The sequence below is a fragment of the Streptomyces sp. NPDC001401 genome, assembly GCF_042895385.1.
Classification (GTDB): domain Bacteria; phylum Actinomycetota; class Actinomycetes; order Streptomycetales; family Streptomycetaceae; genus Streptomyces.
Window position 1 is genome coordinate 51219 of the sequence record NZ_JBIAWI010000001.1, and the last position, 24355, is coordinate 75573.

Sequence of the window (24355 nt, forward strand, 5' to 3'; positions counted from 1 at the left end):
GCCGTCACCCCTTCCGTCCGGGTCGCCGTACATGGACCGTCAACGCGGGCGGGTGAGCAAGCCCGAGGCCCCTGATCGCCTCGTCGAGCGTCGCGTTCAAGTCGGCTCGTACGTCGCCCAGTTCGCGGAAGTGCGAGACGGCGCGGACATCGGCGTGAGCACGGCGCATCCGCACCCGTACCGACTGGACGCCGGCGACCTCCATCGCGCGGTCGCGCAGGACCAGGGCGGCCGCCTCGCGGTGCAGTCCGGCGCGGACGTCGGTCTGGGCGCGCCGCATCGGCAGGACGGCGCGCAGGCCGGGCGTGGCCGCCAGCACGACCAGCCAGAGGCCCAGGACGGCTGCGACTCCGGCACCGACGAGGACCCACGTGTCGTCGAGGGGGCGTTCGGCGAGCTGCCGGGCGAGCTCGCGGCGCCAGCTCATCGCGGGCCGGTGGGCCCGTACGGCCGCGATGTCGTAGAGGAAGAGGCCCGCCACCGCCAGGAGCAGGACCGCCACGACGGCCGCGGGGACGCGGCGCGCGGACCAGAAGCGGTGCTCGCGGCCGGCCTCGCCCTCCGGCGGAGGCGGTGGTCCGGAGTCGAGCTCGCCGCCGGGTGCCTTCTCGATGACCGGCAGTCGTTGTGTGGTGCCCTCGGAGCCCTGGGGCTCGCTCATCGCGTCCTCCCCTGTGCTACGCCGTGCGCCGGGATCAGATGCAGCCGCTCCACGTGGACGGCGACCTCCGGCACCTCCATGCCCACCAACGCGCGTACCCGCGAAGCGACATGTCGACGCACATCCGCGCATCGGACGCCGATGTCGCAGGGATAGTCGAGTTCGATGTGGACGCGGATGTGGGCGGCGGCATGGTGCACCACGACGGTGGCGTGCGGGCGTGTGGTGTCCTCGGACTGGTCGCTGAGCGTCTCCCGGGCCGCCTGGGCAGCGATCTTCGAGACCACCCGGTCGGCGATCCTGGTGGCCCCGCGCTCGGCGGCCGCGACGGCGGCCATGGGTCTGCGCAGCTCACCGACACCGTCGCTCACCGAGCTCACCGCCGACGGTCGTCACGCGTACGGAAGAAGTCGCCGATCTCCAGATCCCCCTCCAGGAACCGGCCGACGACGAAACCGATGGCGCCCAGGGCAGCCACCAGCAGGAAGGCCCCGAACCCGCCGAAGTACCCGGCGAACCCCAGCGCCATCCCTGCGATCATGCCAACCACGGCCCTGCTCATGGTGCGCTCCCCTCAGCGGTGCGGTTGTCCGGTCGCCGGCCGGTCACTGGATCCGGGGCTCCGACTCCTCGTCCTCTTCGTCCGGCAGCTTCACATCACTCACCGCGATGTTGACCTCGACGACTTCGAGGCCCGCCATCCGCTCCACCGCCGCGATGACGTTCTCGCGCACCGCATGGGCGACGTCGGAGATGGCGACGCCGTAGTCGACGACGATCTCCAGGTCCAGCGCCGTCTGCACCTCGCCGACCTCGGCCTTCACACCCCGTGTCACGGACTTCGAGCCGCCCGGCACCCGGTCGCGCACGGCCCCGAAGGTGCGGCTGAGCCCGCTGCCCAGGGCGTGCACGCCGACCACGTCCCGCGCGGCCAGCCCGGCGATCTTCTCCACGACCCCGTCGGCGATCGTCGTCCGCCCGCGCGTGGCCGGGTCTCCTCCGCCCCGCCGCGTCGGCTGCGCCTTGCGCATCGTCGGGGGGTCCGTCGCCTCGCCCGATCCTGAGGGAGTCCTCGTCCGGTTCTGCTCCGTCATGTCGGTCATCGCCGTACGTCCCTTCCGGTTCGTCGTCCCTTCCACCACGGTAAGCGGGGTTGCGCGACGGCGCGCCGGGGATGCGGCAGGCTGGAGGAATGACGGCGGAACGGTGGGCGCAATCAGTAAGGCACCAGTTGGGCCTCGGCAGGCTCCTGCCCCTGGGCGGCCCGCGGGACGGCGCGTGGATCTCGGAGGAGGCGGCCGAGGCGGTGCTCCGGCGCGCGGCCGAGGAGCTGCGCGGGGTACGGCTTGACGCACTCCGCATCGGACTCGCCGACCCGGACGCGGCCGACGACCCTGCCGTACCGCCTCCGCCGAGCGCCCTGCCGCCCGGTGCGCTGCGCGTGACGGCGGAGTTCGCCGCGACGGCGGCCGAGCCGCTCCCGAGGACTGCGGCCCTGGTGCGTACGACACTGGCGGCCGCGGCGACAGAGCTGCTCGGCCTGGCAGTGGCCGAGGTCGACCTGCGGGTCACGGCGCTGCTGGACGAGGAACCGGAACCCGTCCCCGTGCAGCCGCCGGAGCCGCCGCGCGCCGTGGAGCCCGACGACGCGGACGAGATGCGCGTGGCGTCCGCCGCGCTGATGGTCCCGGGGGTCGCCCACCTGACGGGCGGCCTGGGCCGTGCGGCGGTGCACCTCGTAGAGCGGCACGAGGAGGGCGCACTGCCGCACCGCCACGCGCGCGTGGAGATCGCGGTGCACGCGGACCACCGGGCGTCGGAGGTGGCCCGGCAGGTCCGCGCAGCTGTCGCCGAGTCGCTACCCGATCACCCGACGGTGGCGGTACTCGTATCAGCGGTCAGCTGATGCCCGACGGTTCAGCAGCGCCCCAAAAGGGGCGCGGGGAACTGCGCGACCAGCCACAACGGACCCGCAGACAAAAGCCGCCGAACCGCCGGAGGCTCACTCGCCGAGGCCGGCCAAATCCCGCAGCCGTCGCGCCTGCGCAGCCCTCTCCGCGGCACGCTGCTCGTCGTAGGAACGCCCCTGCGCCCCGCGGATCAAAGCCTTGGTCTCGATCACCGCATCCCGCGGCGCGGCCAGAACCGCCGACGCCAAATCCCGCACCGCGCCGTCGAGCTGGTCGCCCGGCACCGCGAGGTTGGCGAGACCCGTGCTGACGGCCTCCTCGGCCAGGACGGAGCGCCCGGTCGCGCAGATTTCCAGGGCGCGGGCGTAGCCGACCAGCCCGACGAGCGGATGCGTGCCCGTCAGGTCCGGTACCAGTCCGAGGCTGGTCTCGCGCATGGCGAACTGCACGTCGTCGGCGACGACGCGCAGGTCACAGGCGAGCGCGAGCTGGAAGCCCGCGCCGATGGCGTGACCCTGGACGGCGGCGATGGACACGAGGTCGCTCCGTCGCCACCAGGTGAAGCCGGCCTGGAACTCGGCGATGCTCGCGTCGAGTTCACCGTCGCTGCTGCGTGCAAGGTCGATGAACGTCGGCTCGCCCTCGATTCCCTCGGGCGTGAACATCTGCCGGTTGAGCCCGGCCGAGAAGGACTGGCCCTCGGCACGCAGCACGACGACGCGGACGGACCCCGGCAGGACCCGCCCGGCCTCGGCGAGCGCACGCCACATCGCGGGGCTCTGCGCGTTGCGCTTGGCCGGGTTGGTCAGCGTCACCGTGGCGATCGCGTCGTCGACGGTGAGCCGTACGCCGTCCTTGTCGAGCAGCGGACCGAGGTCCTGAGCAGGCGAAGCCATGGGGTGCCTCCGATGAGTGCGGTCAGCAGAGCAAGCTAAAGCGCAAAGCTAAGTGACTGCACAGTAACCACCCGGCCGATCTACCGACCGACCGGGTGGCCACCATCGAAGCCGATGGGCCGCCCGGGATCAGGACGAGGCGGCCTTCTTGCCCCGCGTCGCCCCGCCACGCCCACGCAGCGTGACGCCCGACTCACTGAGCATCCGGTGTACGAAGCCATACGAGCGGCCGGTTTCCTCGGCCAGCGCCCGAATGCTCGCACCGGAGTCGTACTTCTTCTTCAGGTCTGCCGCGAGCTTGTCGCGCGCGGCGCCGGTTACCCGGCTGCCCTTCTTCAGAGTCTCGGCCACCCGTGCCTCCTCATGGGAAGTGCGCTCTGGTCCCCTCATGATCACCCCTCCGGGCTTTCATGGCCACCCATTCGGCAAGGTCCGTGAGACAGGGTTTTGACGACAGGAGCGCATCCCCACAAGCGGAATGTGTAATTCCCCCCACCGGCGTTCGTACCGCCGAACGGGTTCTTTTATGAAGTGCCAGGTCAGAGACGTACGACGGCCGAGCCCTGGTCGATAAAGGGCTCGGCCGCGAAATGGATGTAGGACACACCTCGGTACGAGGAGATCTCACACAGATGATGGATCACGGATCGGCCGAATGATCCATACGCTGTGGATCACGCCTTCGATCAAGCTGTGCTGACAGCTCGGCCTGCTCAGGCGAGGGCGACGAGGTCCGCGTAGTCGGCGCCCCACAGGTCCTCGACGCCGTCCGGCAGCAGAATGATCCGCTCGGGCTGCAGTGCCTCGACGGCGCCCTCGTCGTGGGTGACCAGGACGACGGCGCCCTTGTAGGTGCGCAGGGCGCCGAGGATCTCCTCGCGGCTGGCGGGGTCGAGGTTGTTGGTCGGCTCGTCCAGCAGCAGGACGTTCGCGGAGGAGACGACCAGCGTCGCGAGGGCCAGGCGGGTCTTCTCGCCTCCGGAGAGGACGCCGGCCGGCTTGTCGACGTCGTCGCCGGAGAACAGGAACGAGCCGAGCACCTTGCGGACCTCGACGAGGTCCAGGTCGGGGGCGGAGGAGCGCATGTTCTCCAGGACCGAGCGCTCCGGGTCGAGGGTCTCGTGCTCCTGCGCGTAGTAGCCGAGCTTGAGGCCGTGGCCCTCGACGACCTCGCCGGTGTCGGGCTTCTCGACGCCGCCGAGGAGGCGGAGCAGGGTGGTCTTGCCGGCACCGTTGAGGCCGAGGATGACGACGCGGGAGCCCTTGTCGATGGCCAGGTCGACGTCGGTGAAGATCTCCAGCGAGCCGTACGACTTCGACAGTCCCTCGGCGGTGAGCGGCGTCTTGCCGCACGGGGCGGGCTCGGGGAAGCGCAGCTTGGCGACCTTGTCGCTCTGGCGCACCGCATCAAGCCCGGCGAGCAGCCGGTCGGCACGCTTGGCCATGTTCTGCGCGGCGACCGTCTTGGTGGCCTTGGCGCGCATCTTGTCGGCCTGCGAATGCAGTGCGGCGGCCTTCTTCTCGGCGTTCTGCCGCTCGCGCTTGCGGCGCTTCTCGTCGGCCTCGCGCTGCTGCTGGTAGAGCTTCCAGCCCATGTTGTAGATGTCGATCTGGGCGCGGTTGGCGTCCAGGTAGAACACCTTGTTGACGACCGTCTCGACCAGGTCGACATCGTGGGAGATGACGATGAAGCCGCCGCGGTAGGTCTTCAGGTAGTCGCGCAGCCAGACGATCGAGTCCGCGTCGAGGTGGTTGGTCGGCTCGTCCAGCAGCAGGGTGTCCGCGTCCGAGAACAGGATGCGGGCCAGTTCGATACGGCGACGCTGACCGCCGGAGAGCGTGTGCAGCGGCTGGCCGAGCACCCGGTCGGGCAGGTTGAGCGCGGCGGCGATGGTGGCGGCCTCGGCCTCGGCGGCGTACCCGCCCTTGGTGAGGAACTCCGTCTCCTGGCGCTCGTACTGCTTCAGCGCCTTCTCGCGGGTCGCGCCCTGTCCGTTGGCGATGCGCTGTTCGTTGTCGCGCATCTTGCGGATCAGTACGTCGAGACCGCGCGCCGAGAGGATGCGGTCGCGGGCGAGGATGTCGAGGTCGCCGGTGCGGGGGTCCTGCGGGAGGTAGCCGACCTCGCCGGAGCGGGTGACCGTGCCGCCGGCGGGGATGCCCTCACCGGCCAGGACCTTGGTCAGCGTGGTCTTGCCCGCGCCGTTACGGCCGACCAGGCCGATGCGGTCGCCCTTGGCGATGCGGAAGTTGGCGGACTCGATGAGGACGCGGGCACCGGCGCGCAGCTCGATACCGGAGGCGGAGATCACGGACAGGCTCCAGGGCAGACAGGGTTGACGGGTGGGCGGCTGAGGCGTTCCCGCCGTCTAATGCGCGAGGAGAATGGCCATGGGCCAAGTCTAACGGGGGTGTGCAAGCACTTTTTCTGTGTTCGGGTGTTCGGGCCGCCTGCCGTGGACGTCGTTGCCGAGTGGCGTGCGGTGCGGGGTGATCCGGCCCAGGTCGTCCACGGCGATGAGCTGGGACGTCCACGCCGCCGCCGGGCACGGCTGGGCGACGATCAGTGCTCCGGCGTGACGTACGGCACGCTCGGGCGCGAAGGCGCACCCTTGGCGCGCGGGCACCACCCAGCGCAGGTCGCCGTCGGCGATGCGGTAGCCGGCGATGCGGGGCGGGGTGACGACGGCGAGGATCCCCCGGCCCAGGGGGCGCAGCACTCCGGTGCCGCCCTGGGCGGGCAGCCAGTCGGCGGCTGCGGGGAGCGCGCGGTGCCAGCGGACGGAGACGCCGTCGTCGGCGGTGACCAGTCCGTCGTCCCAGAGCGTGACGGCGTACCCGTCGGCGGGGAGCACGGTGAGCGGACGGCGGCCGTCGCGCGCGTAGTGCGCATGGGCGGTGAAGCGGTCGCCGTAGGGGGCGGGGCGGGCCGCGTGGACGGCGGCCAGGACGGGCACCGCCAGCGCGAGCGCGAGGGCGGTGGGGAGGAGGCGGGGGATGCGGCGGGGGGCCAGGGGCTCAGTGGTCTGCGGGGCAGCGGGGTTCGCCCCCGTCACCTCGACCGGCAGATCGACCACCACGCCTCCTCAGCGCCCAACGCCCGCAGAACGGCGCAGAGCGTAGCCACGCACGGGAGCGGTGGTGGGACGTACCGGCGTGACACGGCGGGCGAGCGGGCGCATGTCCCCCGTTCGGCCCCGCGAGCCGTTGGCGCCCCAAAGGGGCGCGGGGCTGTGTCGACATGCGGCTCCGCCGCGCGGGCGCGACCAGCCACGACGATGCCGCAGACAAAAGACGGCACATCGCCGCACAGCCCGCGGAGCGCTCAGCTCCCGCCCGTGTGCACCTGGAAGGCGGCGCGGCGGACGGCCTTGGCGAGGGCGGGGTCCGGGTGGGCGGCTGCGAGGGCGACGAGGACCTGGACGGTGCGGGGGTGGCCGACGGCCCGTACCTCGTCCAGGAGCAGCGGCACCGTCGGCTGCACGGCCGACTCGAGGTGCCGTACGAGCATCGGGGCCTCGCCGTGGTCGGCGACGGCGGCGGCGGTGTCGACCCACAGCCAGGTTGCCTCTTCGCGGGTGAGGACCTCGTGGGCGTCCTCGGGGTCGACGCCGTCGTGCTCGGCCAGCCAGAGCAGGGCGTACGGGCGCAGGGTGGGCTCGTCGGCCACGGCGCTGACGTCCGGCTCGGCGGGGGCGCCGACCACGCGCAGTGCCTCGAAGGCGAGACCGCGCAGCAGGGCGTCGTCGCCGCGGGCGGCGTCGATGAGTTCGCTGACGGCGCTGCCGACGGTGCGGGCGGCGAGCCAGGCGCGGTATTCGGCGCGTGCGGCGTTGGGGCGGAGCTGGGCGCAGCCGCGGAGCATCTCGTCGGCGGCGACCTCGATGTTCCCGGCAGGGCTCTGCGCGGCGACGCAGATCTGCTCCAGCTTGACCCAGACCGCCCAGCTGCCGAGCGGGGTGAGGGTGGCCTGGCCGGCGCCGTAGGTGAGGGCGCCGACGGAGGCGAGGGCGTGCAGGGCCCAGTCGAGGAGGGGGGCCAGGGGCGTGTCCTGGGGCGGCTCCACGGGCTCCGGCTGGGGGCCGTAGGGGATCTCGCAGCGCTCGGTGCGCAGTTCCGTGACCCGCTGTTCCAGGAGGTCGAGGAGCTGCTCGACCGGGACGGGCCCGGCGGACAGCTGGAGGAAGGAGAGCACCTGGGGCATGGCCGAGACGACCTCGGCGACGGCGGCGGGCTCGTGGTCCGCGGGTTCCGCGTGGGCCAGGGACCAGGCGTCGAAGAGGGCGACCCAGCCGCGCAGGACGGCGCTGTCGTCGCGGTTCCAGGCGCGCAGCCGCCAGCCGGGGCGGGCACTGTCGCCGTGCACCTCGACGAGGCCGGCGAGACGGGCGGTGTCCCAGTCGGCGCGGACCTGAGTCACGGTCAGGCCCAGGTCGCGGGCGGCCCGTTCGGCGGTCGCGTCGGCGAGGGTGGCCTTGCCGTCGGCGGTCGCGCCGTCACTGCCCGGGCCGAGCGCGGCGTCGGCCCAGCGGGCGACGCGGGCCGCGGCGGCCAGACCGGAGCGAGCCATTCTGGCCAGCTCCGCGGGCGCCGGTGTGCCCTCCGGGGGGCGGGGTGCGGGGCGGCGCAGGCGGCGCTGGTTCACGGCTCGGGGGGCGGCGGACAGGGATCGCGGGCCGACGAGTCGAAGCCTGGAGTCGCGCGGGATACGGGACGTCACGGGTGCAGTCTTCCGGTTGACGGTCCGAAAACCCAAACGGAATGTCACGGCGGGCGACGGGACTGGCCAACGCACGGGGTGCGGCGAGCGCCCGGGGGCCGAGAACAGGCCAGTGGTACGGCCTTAAACGGAATCGTGCCGACTGTTCAGCTCCGCTCCGGCCCGGTGCCGCGGGAGGGGTCGGCGAAGGGGTCACATGAGCGGGGTCAGGAAGCGGCGCAAGGCTTCTTCGTACGCCTTCGGGTCGGCGTTCCACATCGCTCCGTGCGGGGCGTTCGGAACCGTGCGCAGAGCGATCAGGTTGGGGCGGGCGTGGGCGAGACGGCGGGAGTACTCCCAGGGGGCCAGGATGTCGTCCGGGCCGTGGAAGATCAGCGTCGGCACGGTGAGCTGCGCGGCCCCGGCGGTGCGCTCGCGCTCCATGCCGGTGCGCCCCTGGGCGGCCCGCACCGCAAGCGGCAGCAGGGCGCCCGGTGTGCGGCGGGCCGCGGCGAGGGCGCGCAGCGTCGTGGCCCAGCTGAGCACCGGGGAGTCCAGGACCAGTCCCGAGATGCTGTCGCGCAACCCGGAGTGGGCGGCGGCGCGCAGCGCCATGGTGGCGCCGGTGGACCAGCCGTGCAGGACGACCTGCCGCGCGCCGTGGCTGACGGCGTAGCGGATCGCCGCGTCCACGTCGCGCCACTCCGTCTCGCCGAGGTGGCCCAGGCCGTCCGGGGAGCGGGGTGCGCCGAGGTCGCCGCGGTAGGCGAGGTCGAGCACCGGGAAGCGCTGGCGGTGCAGGAACTCCATGATGTTCATGGGGTGTTCGCGGGTGGCGCCCAGGCCGTGCACGGTGATCACCCAGGTGTCCCGTACGCCGGGCACGAACCAGGCGGGCAGGGAGCCGAGTTCGCCGGGGATCTCGACGTCGGTGAACTGGAGGCCGAGGGCGGTGCCCGGGTCGCCGGTGTGCACGTTCGGGGTCAGCCACACCTTGTCGCCGGGCTCCAGGGTGCCTTGCGTGACCCGTTCCAGGCGGCGGACGACGGTGTCGGCGGAGTGCGTTGCCGTGTCGAGGACGGGGCCGACGACCGCATGGGTGCCGTTGCCGGCGAGGCCGTACGTGCCGGGGCGCAGGGCCGCCAGGTCGCGGGTGAGCGCGATCTGGCCGGCGGCCGTGGCGTGCACGGTGAGCCGGGGTTCGGTGGGCAGTGGCCGGCCCGGCGGCGCCTTGAGCGCCGCGTCGCTCGCGAACCGGCCGGCGGCCACGCTTGCCGCGCCGGCCGCCAGGGCTACGGTGACGGCCGCGGCCGCCGCTTTGACTGTGCGCACCCGTCCAGTGTCCTGGCCGACCCCGCCACCGGCCAGCGGGAGGACGGGGCGGGGTGATGCGGGTTGCGGCGGCGGTGTGCTCCGCTCACCCCGGCTGCGGTTGCCCGGGCCTCACCCCCGCTGCCCGTATCCCCGCAGTTTCTCCCCCGCCTCCGCCACCTGCTCGCGGGACAGCAGCGTCGGTGACAGGCCCGGCACCGACGCCGCCGTCAGCCACAGGCGGCACATCCATTCCAGTTGGGCCGTGCGGTCGTAGGCCTGGTCGAGGGTGGTGCCGTAGGCCATCGTGCCGTGGTTCTGGAGGAGGCAGGCGGTGCGGTCGGCGAGGGCGTGGAGCATGTTCTCGGCCAACTCGTCGCTACCGTATGTCGCATACGGGGCAACTCGGACGGGGCCGCCGAGTGCGCCGGCCATGTAGTGGATCGCCGGGAGCTCGGGGACGAGCGTCGAGACGGCCGTCGCGTGCACGGCGTGGGTGTGGACGACGGCGCGGGCGTCGGTGGTGCGGTAGACGGCGAGGTGCATGGGGAGTTCGCTCGTCGGGACGAGCGTGCCGAGCACCTGCCGGCCGTCGAGGCCGACGCCGGTCACGTCCTGCGGAGTGAGCCGGTCGTAGGGCACGCCCGAGGGCGTGACCAGCACGGTGTCCTCGACACGCACCGAGACATTGCCGGAGGTGCCGACGACGAGACCGTCGGCGACCGTGCGGCGGGCGGTCGCGACGAGCGCTTCCCAGGCGTGCCTCTCCTCGGTACTCGCACCTCTCCCCCACCCCTGCGGCACACCCTGTACGCCTTCCCGCGCTTCCCGTTCGCCCCGCTGGTCCCGCCGCTGCTCAGCCATGCCGCGATCCTGCCAGGCACACCCCCAACCCGCCGCCGGGCGGAGGCACTTTAGGGCAGAAGCCGGGACTCCGAAAGACCCCTTATAGGGACATATCCGCCTCTCTCCGTGCTTGGCCTGAGATCGCCGAGCATTCAATGATCTTCCAGTAATCTCCCGTTGTTTTGTCGTGCACGTCGCCATTCCGGGGGGAAATATGGCTCGTGATCGCAAACCGTTACGCCGCCGCACCCGCGTCATCGCGGTCTCAGTGGCGGCACTCGCCGTCGGAGGGACAGCTCTCGCCGAGCTTCCGGCCTCGGCGGCGAGCCTGCCGAAGGGGCACGACGTCTCTTCGCACCAGAAGAACGTCAACTGGTCGAGCGCGAAGGCGAAGGGCGCCAGGTTCGTCTACGTCAAGGCGACCGAGTCCACGAACTACCGCAACCCGTACTTCAGCCAGCAGTACAACGGCGCCCGCAGCGCCGGCATCATCCGCGGGGCGTACCACTTCGCGCTGCCGAACAAGTCGTCGGGCAGGACGCAGGCGGCGTACTTCGTGCGCAACGGCGGCAGGTGGAGCGCGGACGGCTGGACTCTGCCGCCCGCGCTCGACATCGAATACAACCCGTACAACGCCAAGCACAAGTGCTACGGCATGAGCAAGGCGAGCATGGTCAGCTGGATCAAGTCGTTCAGCGGCGAGGTGAAGCGGCTCACCGGACGCCATCCGGTGATCTACACGACCACCCACTGGTGGAACACCTGCACCGGCGGCAGCCGCGCGTTCGCCGCGAACCACGCGCTGTGGATCGCCCGCCACACCTCGGCGGACGCGGGATCGCTGCCGGCCGGATGGTCGTTCTGGACCTTCTGGCAGTACGGCAACAGCGGCAGCCTGCCAGGTGATCAGAATCTCTTCAACGGGTCGCAGGCCCAGCTGAGGAAGTTCGCCCGGGGCTACTAGCCAAGGGGCACAAGGAACCGGGGGGCCGCCGGGACCGGGCGGATCGGCGACCCCCTCATCCAGACACCGCACAGCCCACCTCAGTTCATCTTCCGTTCACCCAGGTTTCCTACGGTCAACCGACCGATGACTTCGAACGATTGCCTGGGTAAATGGAAAACTTCTCGCTGATCCTCGCGATTGTGGTCGTAACCGCACTCGCGTTTGATTTCACGAACGGTTTCCACGACACCGCCAACGCGATGGCCACCACCATCTCGACCGGTGCACTCAAGCCCAAGGTCGCGGTGGCCATGTCCGCCGCACTCAACCTGGTGGGCGCTTTCCTCTCCGTGGAGGTCGCCAACACGATCTCCAAGGGTCTCGTCGACGAGAACGGCATACGTCCCGAGGTCATATTCGCGGCGCTGGTCGGCGCGATCCTCTGGAACCTGGTGACCTGGCTCGTCGGCCTTCCGTCCAGCTCCTCGCACGCCCTGATGGGCGGCCTGATCGGCGCCACCATCGCCTCGGCCGGCATGGGCGCGGTGCACGGCGACGTACTCGTCACCAAGGTGCTCATCCCGGCGCTCGCCGCCCCGATCGTCGCGGGCGTGGCAGCGCTGCTCGCGACCCGGCTGTCGTACACCCTCGGCAGGAAGGCCGACGGCAAGGCCGCCGAGAAGGGCTACCGCGCCGGCCAGATCGCCTCCGCGGGCCTGGTCTCGCTGGCCCACGGCACCAACGACGCGCAGAAGACGATGGGCATCATCACCCTCGCCCTGGTCGCCGGCGGCGCCGTCTCCCCCGACTCCGACCCGCCCACCTGGGTCATCCTCTCCGCGGGCCTCGCCATCGCGCTCGGCACCTGGCTCGGCGGCTGGCGCATCATCCGCACTATGGGCAAGGGCCTGACCGAACTCCAGCCGCAGCAGGGCTTCGCCGCCCAGACCAGCGCGGCCACGGTCATCCTGGCCTCCTCGCACCTCGGCTTCTCCCTCTCCACCACCCACTCGGTCTCCGGTTCGGTGATGGGCGCGGGCCTCGGCCGCAAGGGCGGCGTGGTCCGCTGGTCGACGGCGACCCGCATGCTCGTGGCCTGGTGCCTGACGCTGCCGGCCGCGGCCCTGGTGGGCGCGCTCGCCGAGTCGGTCACCAACCTCGGCGACTGGGGCACGGCCGTCGTCGCCGTCTTCCTGGTCGCCTCCAGCGCGGCCATCTGGAAGCTCTCCCGGCGCGAGGTCGTCGACGCGTCGAACGTCAACGAGAGCGCCGAGCCGGCCGGCGTGGTGACCACGGCGATCGCCGCCGTGACCCCGCCCCCGGCGGGCACTGTGACCGAGGACCTGACGGCCACGATCCCCGCCCCGGCCACGACCGCCAGCCCCGATCCGGCGACCCCGCCGGCCGCGGCCGTCTGAGCCCGCCCACCCGGTACGAAGGAAGAGAAGCAGCATGAAGATCGACTGGGCAGCCCTGGGCTCCGTCTTCGGCGTCAGCCTCGGGGTCACGGTGGGCCTCGTGGCCCTGTTCACCCTCGGCGTCATGGGCCTCTCGCGCCGCGAGCGGGCCGTGGCGCAGGGCAACTCGGCGACCCTCGCGGTCACCGGCGCGTATGTGTGCTTCGCGGCCTGCGCGGCGGCGGTGGCGTACGGAATCAGTTTGATCATGACCAAGGCCTGAGTTCCGATACCTGAGGCCTGAGACCCACCCGGTGCCGGGACGGTGATCCGTCCCGGCACCACACGTTTGCGTGACCCCGGCGACCCCTCGTATGTGGGCCTCAGCACACTCTCCCGTCGCAGGTCAACGGCAAGTTGACGGCCCTTCCGGCCCCGTGGTGGACTGCCGGAGCCATATACGGCGGCAAGAGAGGAAGCCGGTGAAAGTCCGGCGCGGTCCCGCCACTGTCACCGGGGTAGCAATCCCCGGGAGCCAGGAACTCTCACCGCCGGTCTCGTCGAACCAGGGCGCGGACACCCTGAGTGAGGACATGTCGCCATGCTCGCCTGCCGTTTGAGGTACAGCACCCGTTCGCTGCCCGACCCCACGGCCGGCTGAGCCGATGCGTGCCGATCGCGTCTTCGCGTACGGCGCCGCCGCCGGCCTCCTCGGTGACCTCCTCCTCGGCGATCCGCGCCGCGGGCATCCGGTCGCCGCGTTCGGGCGGGCCGCGGGGGCCGTGGAGCGCGTGTTGTGGCGGGACCATCGCGGGTGGGGAGCGTTGCATGCCGCCGTGTGCGCCGGTGGGGCCGTCGCGCTCGGGGCCGCCACCGCATCAGTCGTACGTCGCTCCCCCGCCGCCTCCGTCGCGCTGACCGCCGCCGCCACCTGGGCCGTCGTGGGCGGGACTTCGCTCACGCGCGAGGCCCGTGGGATCGGGCGTGCCCTGGAGGCCGGGGACGTCGACGGTGCCCGGGCCCGGCTGCCGCATCTGTGCGGGCGGGATCCGCACGCCCTCGACGCCGACGGGATCGCGCGGGCCGTGGTGGAGTCCGTTGCCGAGAACACGTCCGACGCGGTGGTGGGGGCGCTGGTGTGGGGGGCCGTCGGCGGGGTGCCGGGGCTGCTCGGGTTCCGGGCCGTCAACACGCTCGACGCGATGGTCGGGCACAAGTCGGCCAAGTACCGGCGGTACGGGTGGGCTTCGGCGCGGCTGGACGACGTGGCGGGGTGGCCGGGGGCCCGCCTGACCGCCGTGCTCGCGACGGTCGCGGGGGGTGACCCGCGAGGGGCGGTACGGGCCTGGCGTTCCGACGCCGCGAAGCACCCCAGCCCCAACGCCGGGCCCGTGGAGGCGTCGTTCGCGGGGGCGCTCGGGGTGCGGCTGGGTGGGACGTTGTCGTATGGGGGGCGGGTTGAGCATCGGCCTGTGCTGAACGGGGAGGGGCGTGCGGTGGACGTCGGCGACATTGAGCGTGCCGTGCGGTTGTCGCAGCGGGTTGGGTGGCTGGCGTTGGGGGTGAGTGCGGCTGGGGCGCTGCTGCGGGGCCGGGTCGCACGGCGCCCGGCGGTGGGGGCTGTGCCCACCCGTTCCGCCCTGCGGAACGACTGCCCACAGCGATCGCGGAACGGTGCCGCACAGCGGTCGCATGGGTCGGGGGGCGTGTCATGACCGGCGGTGGTCTTCTCGTCGCCGGTACCACCTCCGACGCCGGTAAGAGTGTTGTCACCGCCGGGATCTGTCGTTGGCTGGTGCGGCAGGGCGTCAAGGTGGCGCCCTTCAAGGCGCAGAACATGTCGCTCAATTCGTTCGTGACGCGCGAGGGAGCCGAGATCGGGCGGGCTCAGGCCATGCAGGCACAGGCGTGCCGGGTCGAGCCGACCGCGCTCATGAATCCCGTACTGCTCAAGCCCGGTGGCGAGCAGAGCAGTCAGGTCGTGCTGATGGGCAAGCCGGTGGGTGAGCTGAGCGCACGCGGGTATCACGGGGGGCGGCAGCAGAAGCTTCTCGGGACCGTGCTCGACTGCCTCGCCGAATTGCGGGGCACGTATGACGCCGTGATCTGTGAGGGGGCGGGTTCTCCCGCCGAGATCAATCTGCGGCGGACCGACATCGTGAACATGGGGATCGCTCGCAATGCGCGGCTTCCCGTGCTCGTGGTCGGTGACATCGACCGTGGTGGGGTCTTCGCCTCGTTCTTCGGGACCGTCGCCCTGCTCTCGCCCGAGGACCAGGAGCTCGTCGCCGGGTTCCTCGTCAACAAGTTCCGCGGAGACGTCGGCCTGCTGGAGCCGGGGCTCGACATGCTGCACGGGCTCACGGGCCGGCACACCTACGGCGTCCTGCCCTTCCGGCACGGCCTCGGCATCGACGAGGAGGACGGACTGCGGGTCTCCCTGCGCGGGACCGTGCGGGAGTCGAATCTCGCCCCGCCGGTCGGCGAGGACGTCCTGCGCGTCGCCGTGTGCGCGATTCCGCTCATGTCGAACTTCACCGACATGGACGCGCTGGCCGCCGAACCGGGCGTGGTGGTGCGGTTCGTGGACCGGCCGGAGGAACTCGCCGACGCCGACCTCGTCGTCGTTCCGGGGACCCGGGGGACGGTGAAGGCCCTGGAGTGGCTGCGGGAGCGGGGACTTGCGGACGCCCTTGTCCGCAGGGCCGCCGAGCAGCGGCCCGTCCTCGGCATCTGCGGTGGCTTCCAGGTCCTCGGCGAGCACATCGAGGACGAGGTCGAGAGCCGGCGGGGGCAGGTGGAAGGGCTCGGAGTGCTGCCCGTGCGGGTGCGGTTCGCCCGCGAGAAGACCCTCACCCGGCCGGTGGGGCAAGCCCTCGGCGAGCACGTCGAAGGCTACGAGATCCATCACGGGGTCGCCTCGATAACCGCTGGGGAACCCTTCCTGGACGGCTGCCGGGTCGGCCAGACCTGGGGCACCCACTGGCACGGTTCGCTGGAGTCGGACGGTTTCCGGCGGGCCTTTCTGCGCGAGGTGGCGGCCGCCGCGGGCCGTCGTTTCGTGCCGGCCCCCGACACCTCGTTCGCCGCGCTGCGCGAGGAGCAGCTCGACCGGCTCGGCGACCTGATCGAACAACACGCGGACACGGACGCGCTGTGGCGGCTCATCGAGTCGGGCGCGCCGCAAGGACTGCCTTTCATTCCACCGGGAGCACCCGCATGAGCACAGTGTTGTTGTTGTCGACCGCCGACACGGATCTGTTGGCGGCCCGGGCCGCGTCCGGTGCCGACTACCGGATCGGCAATCCGACCCGGGTGGATGTGGCGGAGGAGCTGCCCGGTCTCCTGGACGGCGCCGACATCGCCGTCGTACGGCTGCTGGGCGGGAAGCGGGCCTGGGAGGACGGGCTGGCCGCGCTGAAGGCCTCCGGCATTCCGACCGTGCTGCTCGGTGGGGAGGCCGTGCCCGACGCGGAGTTGATGGCCGAGTCGTCCGTGCCCGCCGGTGTCGTGGCGGAGGCGCTCAGGTACCTCGTCGAGGGCGGGTCCGCCAACCTGACCGAGCTCGCCCGGTTCCTGTCGGACACCGTGCTGCTGACCGGTGAGGGGTTCGTCGAGCCGCAGAAGATGCCCGAGTACGGGGTACATGGGGAGCGTGCTCACGTCGAGGGTCGACCGACCGTCGGTGTGCTCTTCTACCGGGCCCATGAGCTGAGCGGCAACACCGCCTTCGTGGACACCCTGTGCGACGCGATCGAGGCGAAGGGTGCCAACGCCCTTCCCGTGTACTGCGGTTCGCTGCGCGGCGCGGACGCCGGGCTGTACGAGATCCTCGGCCGGACCGACGCCCTGGTCGCCACCGTCCTCGCCGCCGGCGGCACCCACGCCTCGCACGCATCGGCCGGCGGTGACGAGGAGGCGTGGGACATCGGGGCCCTCGCCGACCTCGATGTGCCGGTGCTGCAGGGCCTCTGCCTGACGTCCTCCCGTGCGGCCTGGGACGAGTCGGACGCCGCCCTGTCCCCCATGGACGCGGCGATGCAGGTCGCGATCCCCGAGTTCGACGGACGGCTCATCACCGTCCCCTTCTCCTTCAAGGAGCAGGGCCCCGACGACGTGCCCGTGTACGTCGCCGACCCGGAGCGGGCCGCGCGGGTCGCCGGAATCGCCGTACGGCACGCGCGGTTGAAGCACAAGGCGAACGCGGACAAGAAGCTCGCGCTCGTCTTCACCGCCTACCCGACCAAGCACTCCCGTGTCGGCAACGCGGTCGGCCTGGACACGCCGGCGTCGGCGGTGCAGGTCCTGGACGCCCTCAAGGAAGCCGGGTACGGGCTCACCGAATACCCGGCGGGCGGCGACGAGCTGATCCACCGGCTCATCGCGGCCGGCGGGCACGACGTGGAGTGGCTGACCGAGGAGCAGCTGGCCGCCGCACCCGCGCGCGTGCCGCTCGCCGACTATCAGGCGTGGTTCGACAAGCTCGACCCGGAGCTCAGGGACGGGATGCTGGAGGCGTGGGGCGAGCCGCCGGGTTCGCTGTACGTCGACGGGGACGACATCGTGCTGGCCTCGCTCCAGTTCGGGAACGTCGTTGTGATGATCCAGCCGCCGCGCGGCTTCGGCGAGAACCCGATCGCGATCTACCACGACCCCGACATGCCGCCCTCGCACCACTACATGGCGGCCTACCGGTGGCTCGACAACACTTTCGGCGCCGACGCCATCGTCCACATGGGCAAGCACGGCACGATGGAGTGGCTGCCGGGCAAGGGACTCGGCCTCGGCAGCGGGTGTGCGCCGGACGCCGTGCTCGGCGAGCTGCCGCTGATCTACCCGTTCATCGTCAACGACCCCGGTGAGGGCACCCAGGCCAAGCGGCGCGGGCATGCCACGGTCGTCGACCATCTCGTACCGCCGATGGCCCGTGCCGACACGTACGGCGATCTGGCCAAGCTGGAGCAGCTGCTCGACGAGTACGCGCTGGTCTCCGACCTGGACCCGACGAAGGCCCCGGCGGTGCGGGCGCAGATCTGGACGCTGGTGAAGGCGGCCGAACTCCACCACGACCTGCACGTGGACGAGCAGCCGGAGGACGGCGACTTCGACGAGTTCGTCATGCACATCGACGGCTATCTGTGCGAGATCAAGGACGTGCAGATCCGGGACGGCCTGCACATTCTCGGCGGCGGGCCGGTCGGCGAGCCGCGGGTGAACCTCGTGCTCGCCGTGCTGCGCGCCTCGCAGGTGTGGGGCGGGCAGGCGAACGCGCTGCCGGGGCTCAGGGCTTCGCTGGCCGCTCATTTCGGGCTGGTCGAGAAGGAGTTGCTCGCCGAGCCGGGTGCGCCGGTGAAGGTCCCGGTCGAGCTGACCGATCTCGTCGAGGGCCCGTCCCGTTCGGCCGCCGACGCCATCGACCTGCTGGAGCAGCTGTGCCGGCGGATCGCGGAGGGCATGGAGGCACGGGACTGGGACGTCACGATCGCCCCGGCTCTCGTACGCGGGGTGCTCGGCACCGAACTCCCCGATGCCGTCCGGGTGTTGGAGTTCGCCTGCACCGAGGTGGTGCCGCGGCTGGCCCGTACGACGGACGAGATCGGCCACATCCTCAAGGCGCTCGACGGCGGTTACGTCCCCGCCGGTCCGTCCGGCTCTCCGACCCGCGGACTGGTCAACGTCCTGCCGACCGGCCGGAACTTCTACTCGGTCGACCCCAAGGCCATTCCCTCCAGGCTGAGTTGGGAGGTCGGGCAGTCCCTCGCCGACTCCCTCGTGCAGCGGTATCTGCAGGACACCGGCGACTACCCGAAGTCCGTCGGCCTGACGGTCTGGGGCACGTCCGCGATGCGCACGCAGGGCGACGACATCGCCGAGATCCTGGCGCTGCTGGGCTGCCGGCCGGTGTGGGACGACGCCTCGCGCCGGGTGACCGGGTTCGAGGTGATCGGCCTGGCGGAGCTCGGGCGCCCGCGCATCGACGTCACCGTCCGCATCTCCGGCTTCTTCCGGGACGCGTTCCCGCACGTCGTCGGGCTGATCGACGACGCGGTCCGCAAGGTCGCCGAGCTGGACGAACCCGCCGACCGCAACTTCGTCCGCGCGCACGCCGACGAGGACATGGCGCAGCACGGCGACCGGCGGCGCGCGACCTCCCGTATCTTCGGCTCCAAGCCGGGGGCCTACGGCGCCGGGCTGCTGCCGCTGATCGACGCCCGCAACTGGCGGTCGGACGCCGACCTGGCCGAGGTGTACGCCGTCTGGGGCGGCTACGCCTACGGGCGCGGGCTCGACGGACGGGCGGCGCGCGGGGACATGGAGACGGCCTTCAAGCGCATCGCCGTGGCCGCCAAGAACGTCGACACCCGCGAGCACGACCTCGTCGACGCCGACGACTACTTCCAGTACCACGGCGGCATGGTCGCCATGGTGCGGCATCTGACGGGCGAGAGCCCCGAGGCGTACGTCGGTGACTCCGCCACCCCCGATCAGGTGAAGACGCGGACACTCGGCGAGGAGACGCACCGCGTCTTCCGGGCCCGTGTGGTCAACCCGCGCTGGATGGCGGCCATGCGACGGCACGGCTACAAGGGTGCCTTCGAGATGGCGGCGACCGTGGACTATCTCTTCGGGTACGACGCCACGGCCGGGGTCGTGGACGACTGGATGTACGAGAAGCTCAGCGCCGAGTACGTCTTCGCCCCGGAGAACCGGGAGTTCATGAAGCAGTCCAACCCATGGGCGCTGCGCGGCATCACCGAGCGGCTGCTCGAGGCCGCCGACCGCGGGCTGTGGGCCGAACCGGACGCGGAGACGCTGGAGCAGCTGCGCGACACGTACCTGGAGCTGGAAGGCGACTTGGAGGGCGACCAGTGACCACCCCCTTCCCCTTTACGGCCGTCGTCGGCCAGGACGACCTGCGGCTCGCACTGCTGCTGAACGCCGTCTCCCCGGCGGTCGGCGGTGTGCTGGTGCGCGGCGAGAAGGGCACCGCCAAGTCGACGGCGGTGCGCGCCCTTTCGGCGCTGCTGCCCGAGGTGGCCGTCGTCCCGGGCTGCCGTTTCTCCTGCGACCCCGCGGCACCGGACCCGTCCTGCCCGGACGGACCCCACGAGGTCGGGCCCGGCGCTCAACGCCCCGCCCGTATGGTCGAGTTGCCGGTCGGCGCCTCCGAGGACCGGCTCGTCGGTGCCCTGGACATCGAGCGGGCGCTGGCGGAGGGCGTGAAGGCCTTCGAGCCGGGTCTCCTCGCGGACGCGCACCGCGGAATCCTGTACGTGGACGAGGTGAATCTTCTTCACGACCACCTCGTCGACCTGTTGCTGGACGCCGCCGCGATGGGTGCCTCGTACGTCGAGCGCGAGGGCGTGTCCGTGCGGCACGCCGCCCGCTTCCTCCTCGTAGGGACGATGAACCCCGAAGAGGGCGAGCTGCGGCCGCAGCTGCTCGACCGGTTCGGGCTGACCGTCGAGGTCGCGGCCTCGCGGGAGCCGGACCAGCGGGTCGAGGTCGTACGCCGGCGGCTCGCCTACGACGACGATCCGGCCGGTTTCACGGCGCGTTGGGCGGACGAGGAGACGGCCGTACGTCAACGGATCGTCGCCGCACGGGAGTTGTTGCCGTCGGTGCGGCTCGGGGACGGGGCGCTGCGGCAGATCGCGGCGACCTGTGCCGCCTTCGAGGTGGACGGCATGCGCGCCGACATCGTGATGGCCCGGACGGCCACGGCGCTCGCGGCCTGGTCCGGGCGGACCGATGTGCTCGCCGAGGACGTACGGCAGGCGGCACTGCTCGCGCTGCCGCACCGGCGGCGGCGCAACCCCTTTGACGCCCCGGGACTCGACGAGGACAAGCTCGACGAGACGCTGGAGCAGTTCGGGGAGCCGGAGGACGACGATCCGGGGCCGGACGGGCCCGGCGGGGGTGGCGGGCAGCCGCCCTCCGGGCCGGAGGGTCCGCAGGGCGGTGACACCGGTGCGCGACCGGAGGCCGGGGAGGGCGGGGAGCCACAGGCCTCGGGGGCTGCCGAGCAGTCCGCCGTACGGGCGGCCGAGCCGTTCCGTACGAAGGTGCTGAGCGTGCCCGGGATCGGCGAGGGGGCCGCCGGGCGGCGTTCGCGGGCGCGCACCGAGCACGGTCGGACCACCGGGGCGCGGCGGCCCCAGGGCGCCCTGACGAAACTGCACCTGGCGGCGACCGTGCAGGCCGCGGCGCCGCATCAGCGGGCGCGAGGGCGGTCCGGGCGCGGGCTGGTCGTGCGGCGGGACGATCTGCGGCAGGCCACCCGGGAGGGGCGCGAGGGGAACCTCGTGCTGTTCGTGGTCGACGCCTCCGGGTCGATGGCGGCCCGGCAGCGGATGAGTGCCGTGAAGGGGGCCGTGCTGTCGCTGCTGCTGGATGCGTATCAGCGGCGGGACAAGGTGGGGCTCGTGACATTTCGTGGGACGGCGGCCGAGGTCGCGCTGCCGCCGACCTCGTCCGTGGATGCGGCGGCGGTGCGGCTGGAGTCGTTGCCGACGGGTGGGCGTACGCCGCTTGCGGCCGGGCTGCTGCGCGCGCACGACGTGCTGCGGGTGGAGCGGTTGCGGGATCCGGCGCGGCGGGCGCTGATGGTCGTGGTGACCGACGGGCGGGCCACGGGCGGCCCCGAGCCGGTTGCGCTGGCCGGGCGGGCGGCTCGGCTATTCGCGGCCGAGGGGGTCGCCTCGGTGGTCGTCGACTGCGAGTCGGGGCCGGTGCGGCTGGGGCTCGCCGGGCAGCTTGCGGGTGAGCTCGGGGGGACGGCGGTGACGCTCGACGAGTTGCGGGCGGACTCGATCGCCGGGCTGGTCAGGGATGTACAGGGTGGGGCGAAGAGGAGGGCCGCGTAATGCCGCAGGGGCAGCCGAGTGTGGTGCCGGACGACGGGCTGACGACCCGTCAGCGTCGTAACCGGCCGCTTGTCGTCGTGCACACGGGCATCGGGAAGGGCAAGTCCACCGCCGCCTTCGGGCTTGCGCTGCGGGCCTGGAACCAGGGGTGGCCGATCGGGGTGTTCCAGTTCGTCAAGTCGGCCAAGTGGAAGGTCGGCGAGGAGAACGCGCTGCGGGTGCTCGGCGCCTCCGGCGAGGGCGGGACCGTCGACTGGCACAAGATGGGCGAGGGCTGGTCCTGGGTTCAGCGGGATCAGCAGATGGACAACGAGGAGAAGGCCCGGGAGGGCTGGGAGCAGGTCAAGCGGGACCTGACCGCGGAGACGTACAAGCTGTATGTGCTCGACGAGTTCGCGTACCCGATGCACTGGGGGTGGGTGGACACCGACGAGGTCGTGGATGTGCTGCGGAATCGGCCGGGGACCCAGCATGTCGTGATCACCGGGCGGAACGCGCCCGAGAAGCTCGTCGACTTCGCCGATCTCGTCACCGACATGTCCAAGGTCAAGCATCCGATGGACGCGGGGCAGAAGGGGCAGCGGGGTATCGAGTGGTGATGTCCTCGTCCGTGTCCGTCCCTCGGCTGGTCATTGCCGCGCCCTCCTCGGGCAGCGGCAAGACCACCGTTGCCACGGGGTTGATGGCCGCGTTCGCCGCGCGGGGGCTTGCCGTGTCCCCGCACAAGGTCGGGCCGGACTACATCGATCCCGGGTATCACGCGCTCGCCACCGGGCGGGTGGGGCGGAACCTCGACGCGTACCTGTGCGGGCCCGAATTGGTCGGGCCGTTGTTCCTGCACGGGGCTCGTGGGTGTGACCTCGCCGTGGTCGAGGGTGTGATGGGGATGTTCGACGGGGCCGCGGGGGAGGGTGAGCTGGCGTCCACCGCTCATGTGGCGAAGCTGTTGCGGGCGCCGGTGGTGCTGGTTGTCGACGCTTCGTCGCAGTCTCGGTCCGTGGCGGCGCTGGTGCATGGGTTTGCGTCCTGGGATCCGGAGGTTCGGGTCGGGGGCGTGATTCTGAACAAGGTCGCCTCGGATCGGCATGAGGAGTTGTTGCGGGAGGCGTTGGAGTCCGCTGGGGTGCCTGTGTTGGGGGTGCTGCGGCGGGTGGCTCAAGTGGACACTCCGTCACGGCACTTGGGGCTGGTACCGGTTGCCGAGCGGGGCGCTGCCGCTGTGGAGGCGGTTGCGGCCATGGCGGCGCAGGTTGCCGCCGGGTGCGATCTCGAGGCGTTGGTCGGGCTGGCGCGGAGTGCTGGTGCGTTGTCGTGTGCGGCTTGGAATGCGGCTGAGGCGCTTGCTTCCTCGCCCCCGCCGCCCCTTCCCGTCCCGACCCTGGGGGCTGCCGCCCCCAGACCCCCGCTTCGGCCTGAACGGCCTCGTCCTCAAACGCCGGACGGGCTGAAAGACCGAACGCCGGACGGGCTGAGGGTTGCCGTTGCCGGTGGGGAAGCGTTCACGTTTTCCTATGCCGAGCATGCCGAACTGCTCGCTGCCGCCGGTGCTGAAGTCGTGTCCTTCGATCCGCTCCGGGACGAGCAACTGCCCGATGGGACACGGGGGTTGGTCATCGGGGGCGGGTTCCCCGAAGTGTATGCCACCGAGTTGTCCGCCAACGAATCGCTGCGGAAGGCCGTCACCGCCCTCGCGGAGAGCGGTGCTCCCGTTGCCGCCGAGTGCGCAGGGCTGCTGTATCTGTGCCGGGAGCTCGACGGGCAGCCCATGTGCGGGGTGCTCGATGCGAGTGCGCGGATGAGCGAGCGGCTCACTCTCGGATATCGGGACGCCGTGGCCGTCAGCGACAGCGTGCTCGCCGGCGCCGGGACTCGGATGCGGGGGCACGAGTTTCATCGGACGGTCGTCGAGCCGGGGGCGGGGGCGGCTCCGGCCTGGGGTGTGCGCGCCCCTGCGCGGCGGGTCGAAGGTTTCGTACAACAAGGTGTGCACGCGAGTTATCTGCACACGCACTGGGCGTCCGAGCCCGGTGTCGCCCGTCGGTTCGTGGAGAGGTGCCGGACGTCATGAGCAGCAGCAGGTTGATCGGCGTCGGGGTCGGGCCCGGCGATCCGGAGTTGGTCACCGTCAAGGGGGTCAATGCGCTGCGGGCCGCCGATGTCGTCGTCGTGCCCGTGATGGCTGCGTCTGATGGAAAGGATGGCGGCGAGCGGGGGCGGGCGGAGGCCACCGTCCTGCACTACGTGCCCGCGGAGAAGGTCGTCCGGGTCGTGTTCGCGCTCAACGAGCGGAGCGACCGCGGGCGGCGGGAAGCTGCCTGGGACGCGGCCGGGGAGCGGGTTGCGCAGCTCCTCAACGACCATGGCAGCGTCGCCTTCGCGACCATCGGCGACCCCAACGTGTACTCCACGTTCACCTATCTCGCGCAGACCATCGCCGAGCTGGTGCCGGGGACGGTGGTGGAGACCGTGCCCGGGATCACCGCCATGCAGGATCTCGCGGCGCGGTCGGGTGCCGTGCTCACCGAAGGCACCGAGCCGCTCACCCTCGTGCCCGTCACCGCCGGGGCCGCCGTGCTCAAGGACGCCCTCGGCGGGCCCGGCACCGTCGTCGCCTACAAGTTCGGGCGGCAGGCCGGCGAGGTCGCCGAGGCGTTGCGCGAGACCGGGCGGATCGACGATGCCGTGTGGGGGTCCGCGCTCGGGCTGGAGTCGGAGTTCATCCGGCCGGCGTCCGAGCTCGACGGCGGGCCTCTCCCCTACCTCTCCACGCTCATCGCGCCCGCGCCGCGCGACGGCGGGCGGGGCGGCAAGCTGTGACCCGC

At 71.8% G+C, this 24355-nt stretch carries 22 protein-coding genes and 1 riboswitch; of the genes, 11 read left to right on the top strand and 11 right to left on the bottom strand.

The features are described from left to right. Positions 1-4: 4 nt before the first annotated feature. From ACFY10_RS00255 to ACFY10_RS00270, 4 genes are read right to left on the bottom strand one after another with little or no spacing between them, the layout of a single operon-like run. On the bottom strand, positions 5-661 hold the full coding sequence (locus ACFY10_RS00255; protein ID WP_390662742.1) for a DUF6286 domain-containing protein: 657 nt from the start codon (positions 659-661) through the stop codon (positions 5-7). Continuing rightward, the gene (locus tag ACFY10_RS00260; protein WP_390662743.1) at positions 658-1041 is read right to left on the bottom strand and encodes an Asp23/Gls24 family envelope stress response protein; all 384 of its coding nucleotides are present in this window, start codon (positions 1039-1041) and stop codon (positions 658-660) included. Before ACFY10_RS00260 ends, ACFY10_RS00255 begins: the two co-directional genes overlap by 4 nt. After that, entirely contained in the window at positions 1038-1223 is a 186-nt protein-coding gene (locus ACFY10_RS00265; protein WP_275770853.1) for a hypothetical protein, read from the bottom strand. The genes ACFY10_RS00260 and ACFY10_RS00265 overlap by 4 nt, the downstream gene beginning before the upstream one ends. A gap of 43 nt (positions 1224-1266) precedes the next feature. Then, entirely contained in the window at positions 1267-1764 is a 498-nt protein-coding gene (locus ACFY10_RS00270; protein WP_390662744.1) for an Asp23/Gls24 family envelope stress response protein, read from the bottom strand. An 89-nt stretch (positions 1765-1853) separates the two neighbouring features. Here ACFY10_RS00270 and ACFY10_RS00275 point away from each other — a divergent pair, with 89 nt between their 5' ends. Then, a complete protein-coding gene (locus ACFY10_RS00275; protein WP_390662745.1) occupies positions 1854-2567 on the top strand; it encodes a nucleopolyhedrovirus P10 family protein in 714 nt (237 codons plus the stop codon). Positions 2568-2663: 96 nt separating this feature from the next. On the opposite strand, the gene ACFY10_RS00280 is transcribed toward ACFY10_RS00275, so the two are convergent. From ACFY10_RS00280 to ACFY10_RS00310, 7 genes are all read right to left on the bottom strand, one after another. Next, complete coding sequence (locus tag ACFY10_RS00280; protein ID WP_390662746.1) at positions 2664-3467, bottom strand: enoyl-CoA hydratase/isomerase family protein; 804 nt, start codon at positions 3465-3467, stop codon at positions 2664-2666. A 129-nt stretch (positions 3468-3596) separates the two neighbouring features. Beyond that, on the bottom strand, positions 3597-3818 hold the full coding sequence (locus ACFY10_RS00285) for a helix-turn-helix domain-containing protein (protein ID WP_004002281.1): 222 nt from the start codon (positions 3816-3818) through the stop codon (positions 3597-3599). 362 nt (positions 3819-4180) lie between these two features. Then, positions 4181-5779, bottom strand: coding sequence for an ABC-F family ATP-binding cassette domain-containing protein (locus tag ACFY10_RS00290; RefSeq protein WP_390662747.1), 1599 nt, complete (start codon positions 5777-5779; stop codon positions 4181-4183). Between the two features lie 90 nt (positions 5780-5869). Beyond that, positions 5870-6547, bottom strand: a complete 678-nt coding sequence (locus ACFY10_RS00295; protein ID WP_390662748.1) for a hypothetical protein — start codon at positions 6545-6547, stop codon at positions 5870-5872. 245 nt (positions 6548-6792) lie between these two features. Beyond that, on the bottom strand, positions 6793-8187 hold the full coding sequence (locus ACFY10_RS00300) for a hypothetical protein (protein ID WP_390662749.1): 1395 nt from the start codon (positions 8185-8187) through the stop codon (positions 6793-6795). 192 nt (positions 8188-8379) lie between these two features. Continuing rightward, positions 8380-9498 (bottom strand): alpha/beta hydrolase family protein, encoded by a 1119-nt coding sequence (locus ACFY10_RS00305; RefSeq protein ID WP_390662750.1) that lies wholly within the window; start codon positions 9496-9498, stop codon positions 8380-8382. A gap of 111 nt (positions 9499-9609) precedes the next feature. Next, positions 9610-10341 carry a class II aldolase/adducin family protein gene (locus tag ACFY10_RS00310; protein ID WP_390662751.1) on the bottom strand — a complete coding sequence of 244 codons (732 nt, stop codon included), beginning with the start codon at positions 10339-10341 and terminating at the stop codon, positions 9610-9612. 196 nt (positions 10342-10537) lie between these two features. Between ACFY10_RS00310 and ACFY10_RS00315 the strand changes: the two genes are divergently transcribed. From ACFY10_RS00315 to cobI, 10 genes are all read left to right on the top strand, one after another. After that, on the top strand, positions 10538-11287 hold the full coding sequence (locus ACFY10_RS00315; protein ID WP_390662752.1) for a lysozyme: 750 nt from the start codon (positions 10538-10540) through the stop codon (positions 11285-11287). Between the two features lie 152 nt (positions 11288-11439). Next, the gene (locus tag ACFY10_RS00320) at positions 11440-12687 is read left to right on the top strand and encodes an anion permease (protein WP_390662753.1); all 1248 of its coding nucleotides are present in this window, start codon (positions 11440-11442) and stop codon (positions 12685-12687) included. Positions 12688-12721: 34 nt separating this feature from the next. Continuing rightward, complete coding sequence (locus ACFY10_RS00325) at positions 12722-12949, top strand: hypothetical protein (protein ID WP_390662754.1); 228 nt, start codon at positions 12722-12724, stop codon at positions 12947-12949. Positions 12950-13089: 140 nt separating this feature from the next. Continuing rightward, positions 13090-13232, top strand: a riboswitch (cobalamin riboswitch). A 99-nt stretch (positions 13233-13331) separates the two neighbouring features. Further along, positions 13332-14381, top strand: coding sequence for a cobalamin biosynthesis protein (locus ACFY10_RS00330; protein WP_390662755.1), 1050 nt, complete (start codon positions 13332-13334; stop codon positions 14379-14381). After that, on the top strand, positions 14378-15889 hold the full coding sequence (locus ACFY10_RS00335; protein WP_390662756.1) for a cobyric acid synthase: 1512 nt from the start codon (positions 14378-14380) through the stop codon (positions 15887-15889). The genes ACFY10_RS00330 and ACFY10_RS00335 overlap by 4 nt, the downstream gene beginning before the upstream one ends. Continuing rightward, complete coding sequence (gene cobN / locus ACFY10_RS00340) at positions 15886-19539, top strand: cobaltochelatase subunit CobN (protein ID WP_390662757.1); 3654 nt, start codon at positions 15886-15888, stop codon at positions 19537-19539. The genes ACFY10_RS00335 and cobN overlap by 4 nt, the downstream gene beginning before the upstream one ends. After that, positions 19536-21533 (top strand): putative cobaltochelatase, encoded by a 1998-nt coding sequence (locus tag ACFY10_RS00345; RefSeq protein WP_390662758.1) that lies wholly within the window; start codon positions 19536-19538, stop codon positions 21531-21533. Before cobN ends, ACFY10_RS00345 begins: the two co-directional genes overlap by 4 nt. Then, complete coding sequence (gene cobO / locus ACFY10_RS00350) at positions 21533-22132, top strand: cob(I)yrinic acid a,c-diamide adenosyltransferase (protein WP_390662759.1); 600 nt, start codon at positions 21533-21535, stop codon at positions 22130-22132. The genes ACFY10_RS00345 and cobO overlap by 1 nt, the downstream gene beginning before the upstream one ends. Continuing rightward, positions 22132-23601, top strand: coding sequence for a cobyrinate a,c-diamide synthase (locus tag ACFY10_RS00355; RefSeq protein ID WP_390662760.1), 1470 nt, complete (start codon positions 22132-22134; stop codon positions 23599-23601). The genes cobO and ACFY10_RS00355 overlap by 1 nt, the downstream gene beginning before the upstream one ends. Further along, a complete protein-coding gene (gene cobI / locus ACFY10_RS00360; protein ID WP_390662761.1) occupies positions 23598-24350 on the top strand; it encodes a precorrin-2 C(20)-methyltransferase in 753 nt (250 codons plus the stop codon). Before ACFY10_RS00355 ends, cobI begins: the two co-directional genes overlap by 4 nt. Positions 24351-24355 lie beyond the last annotated feature (5 nt).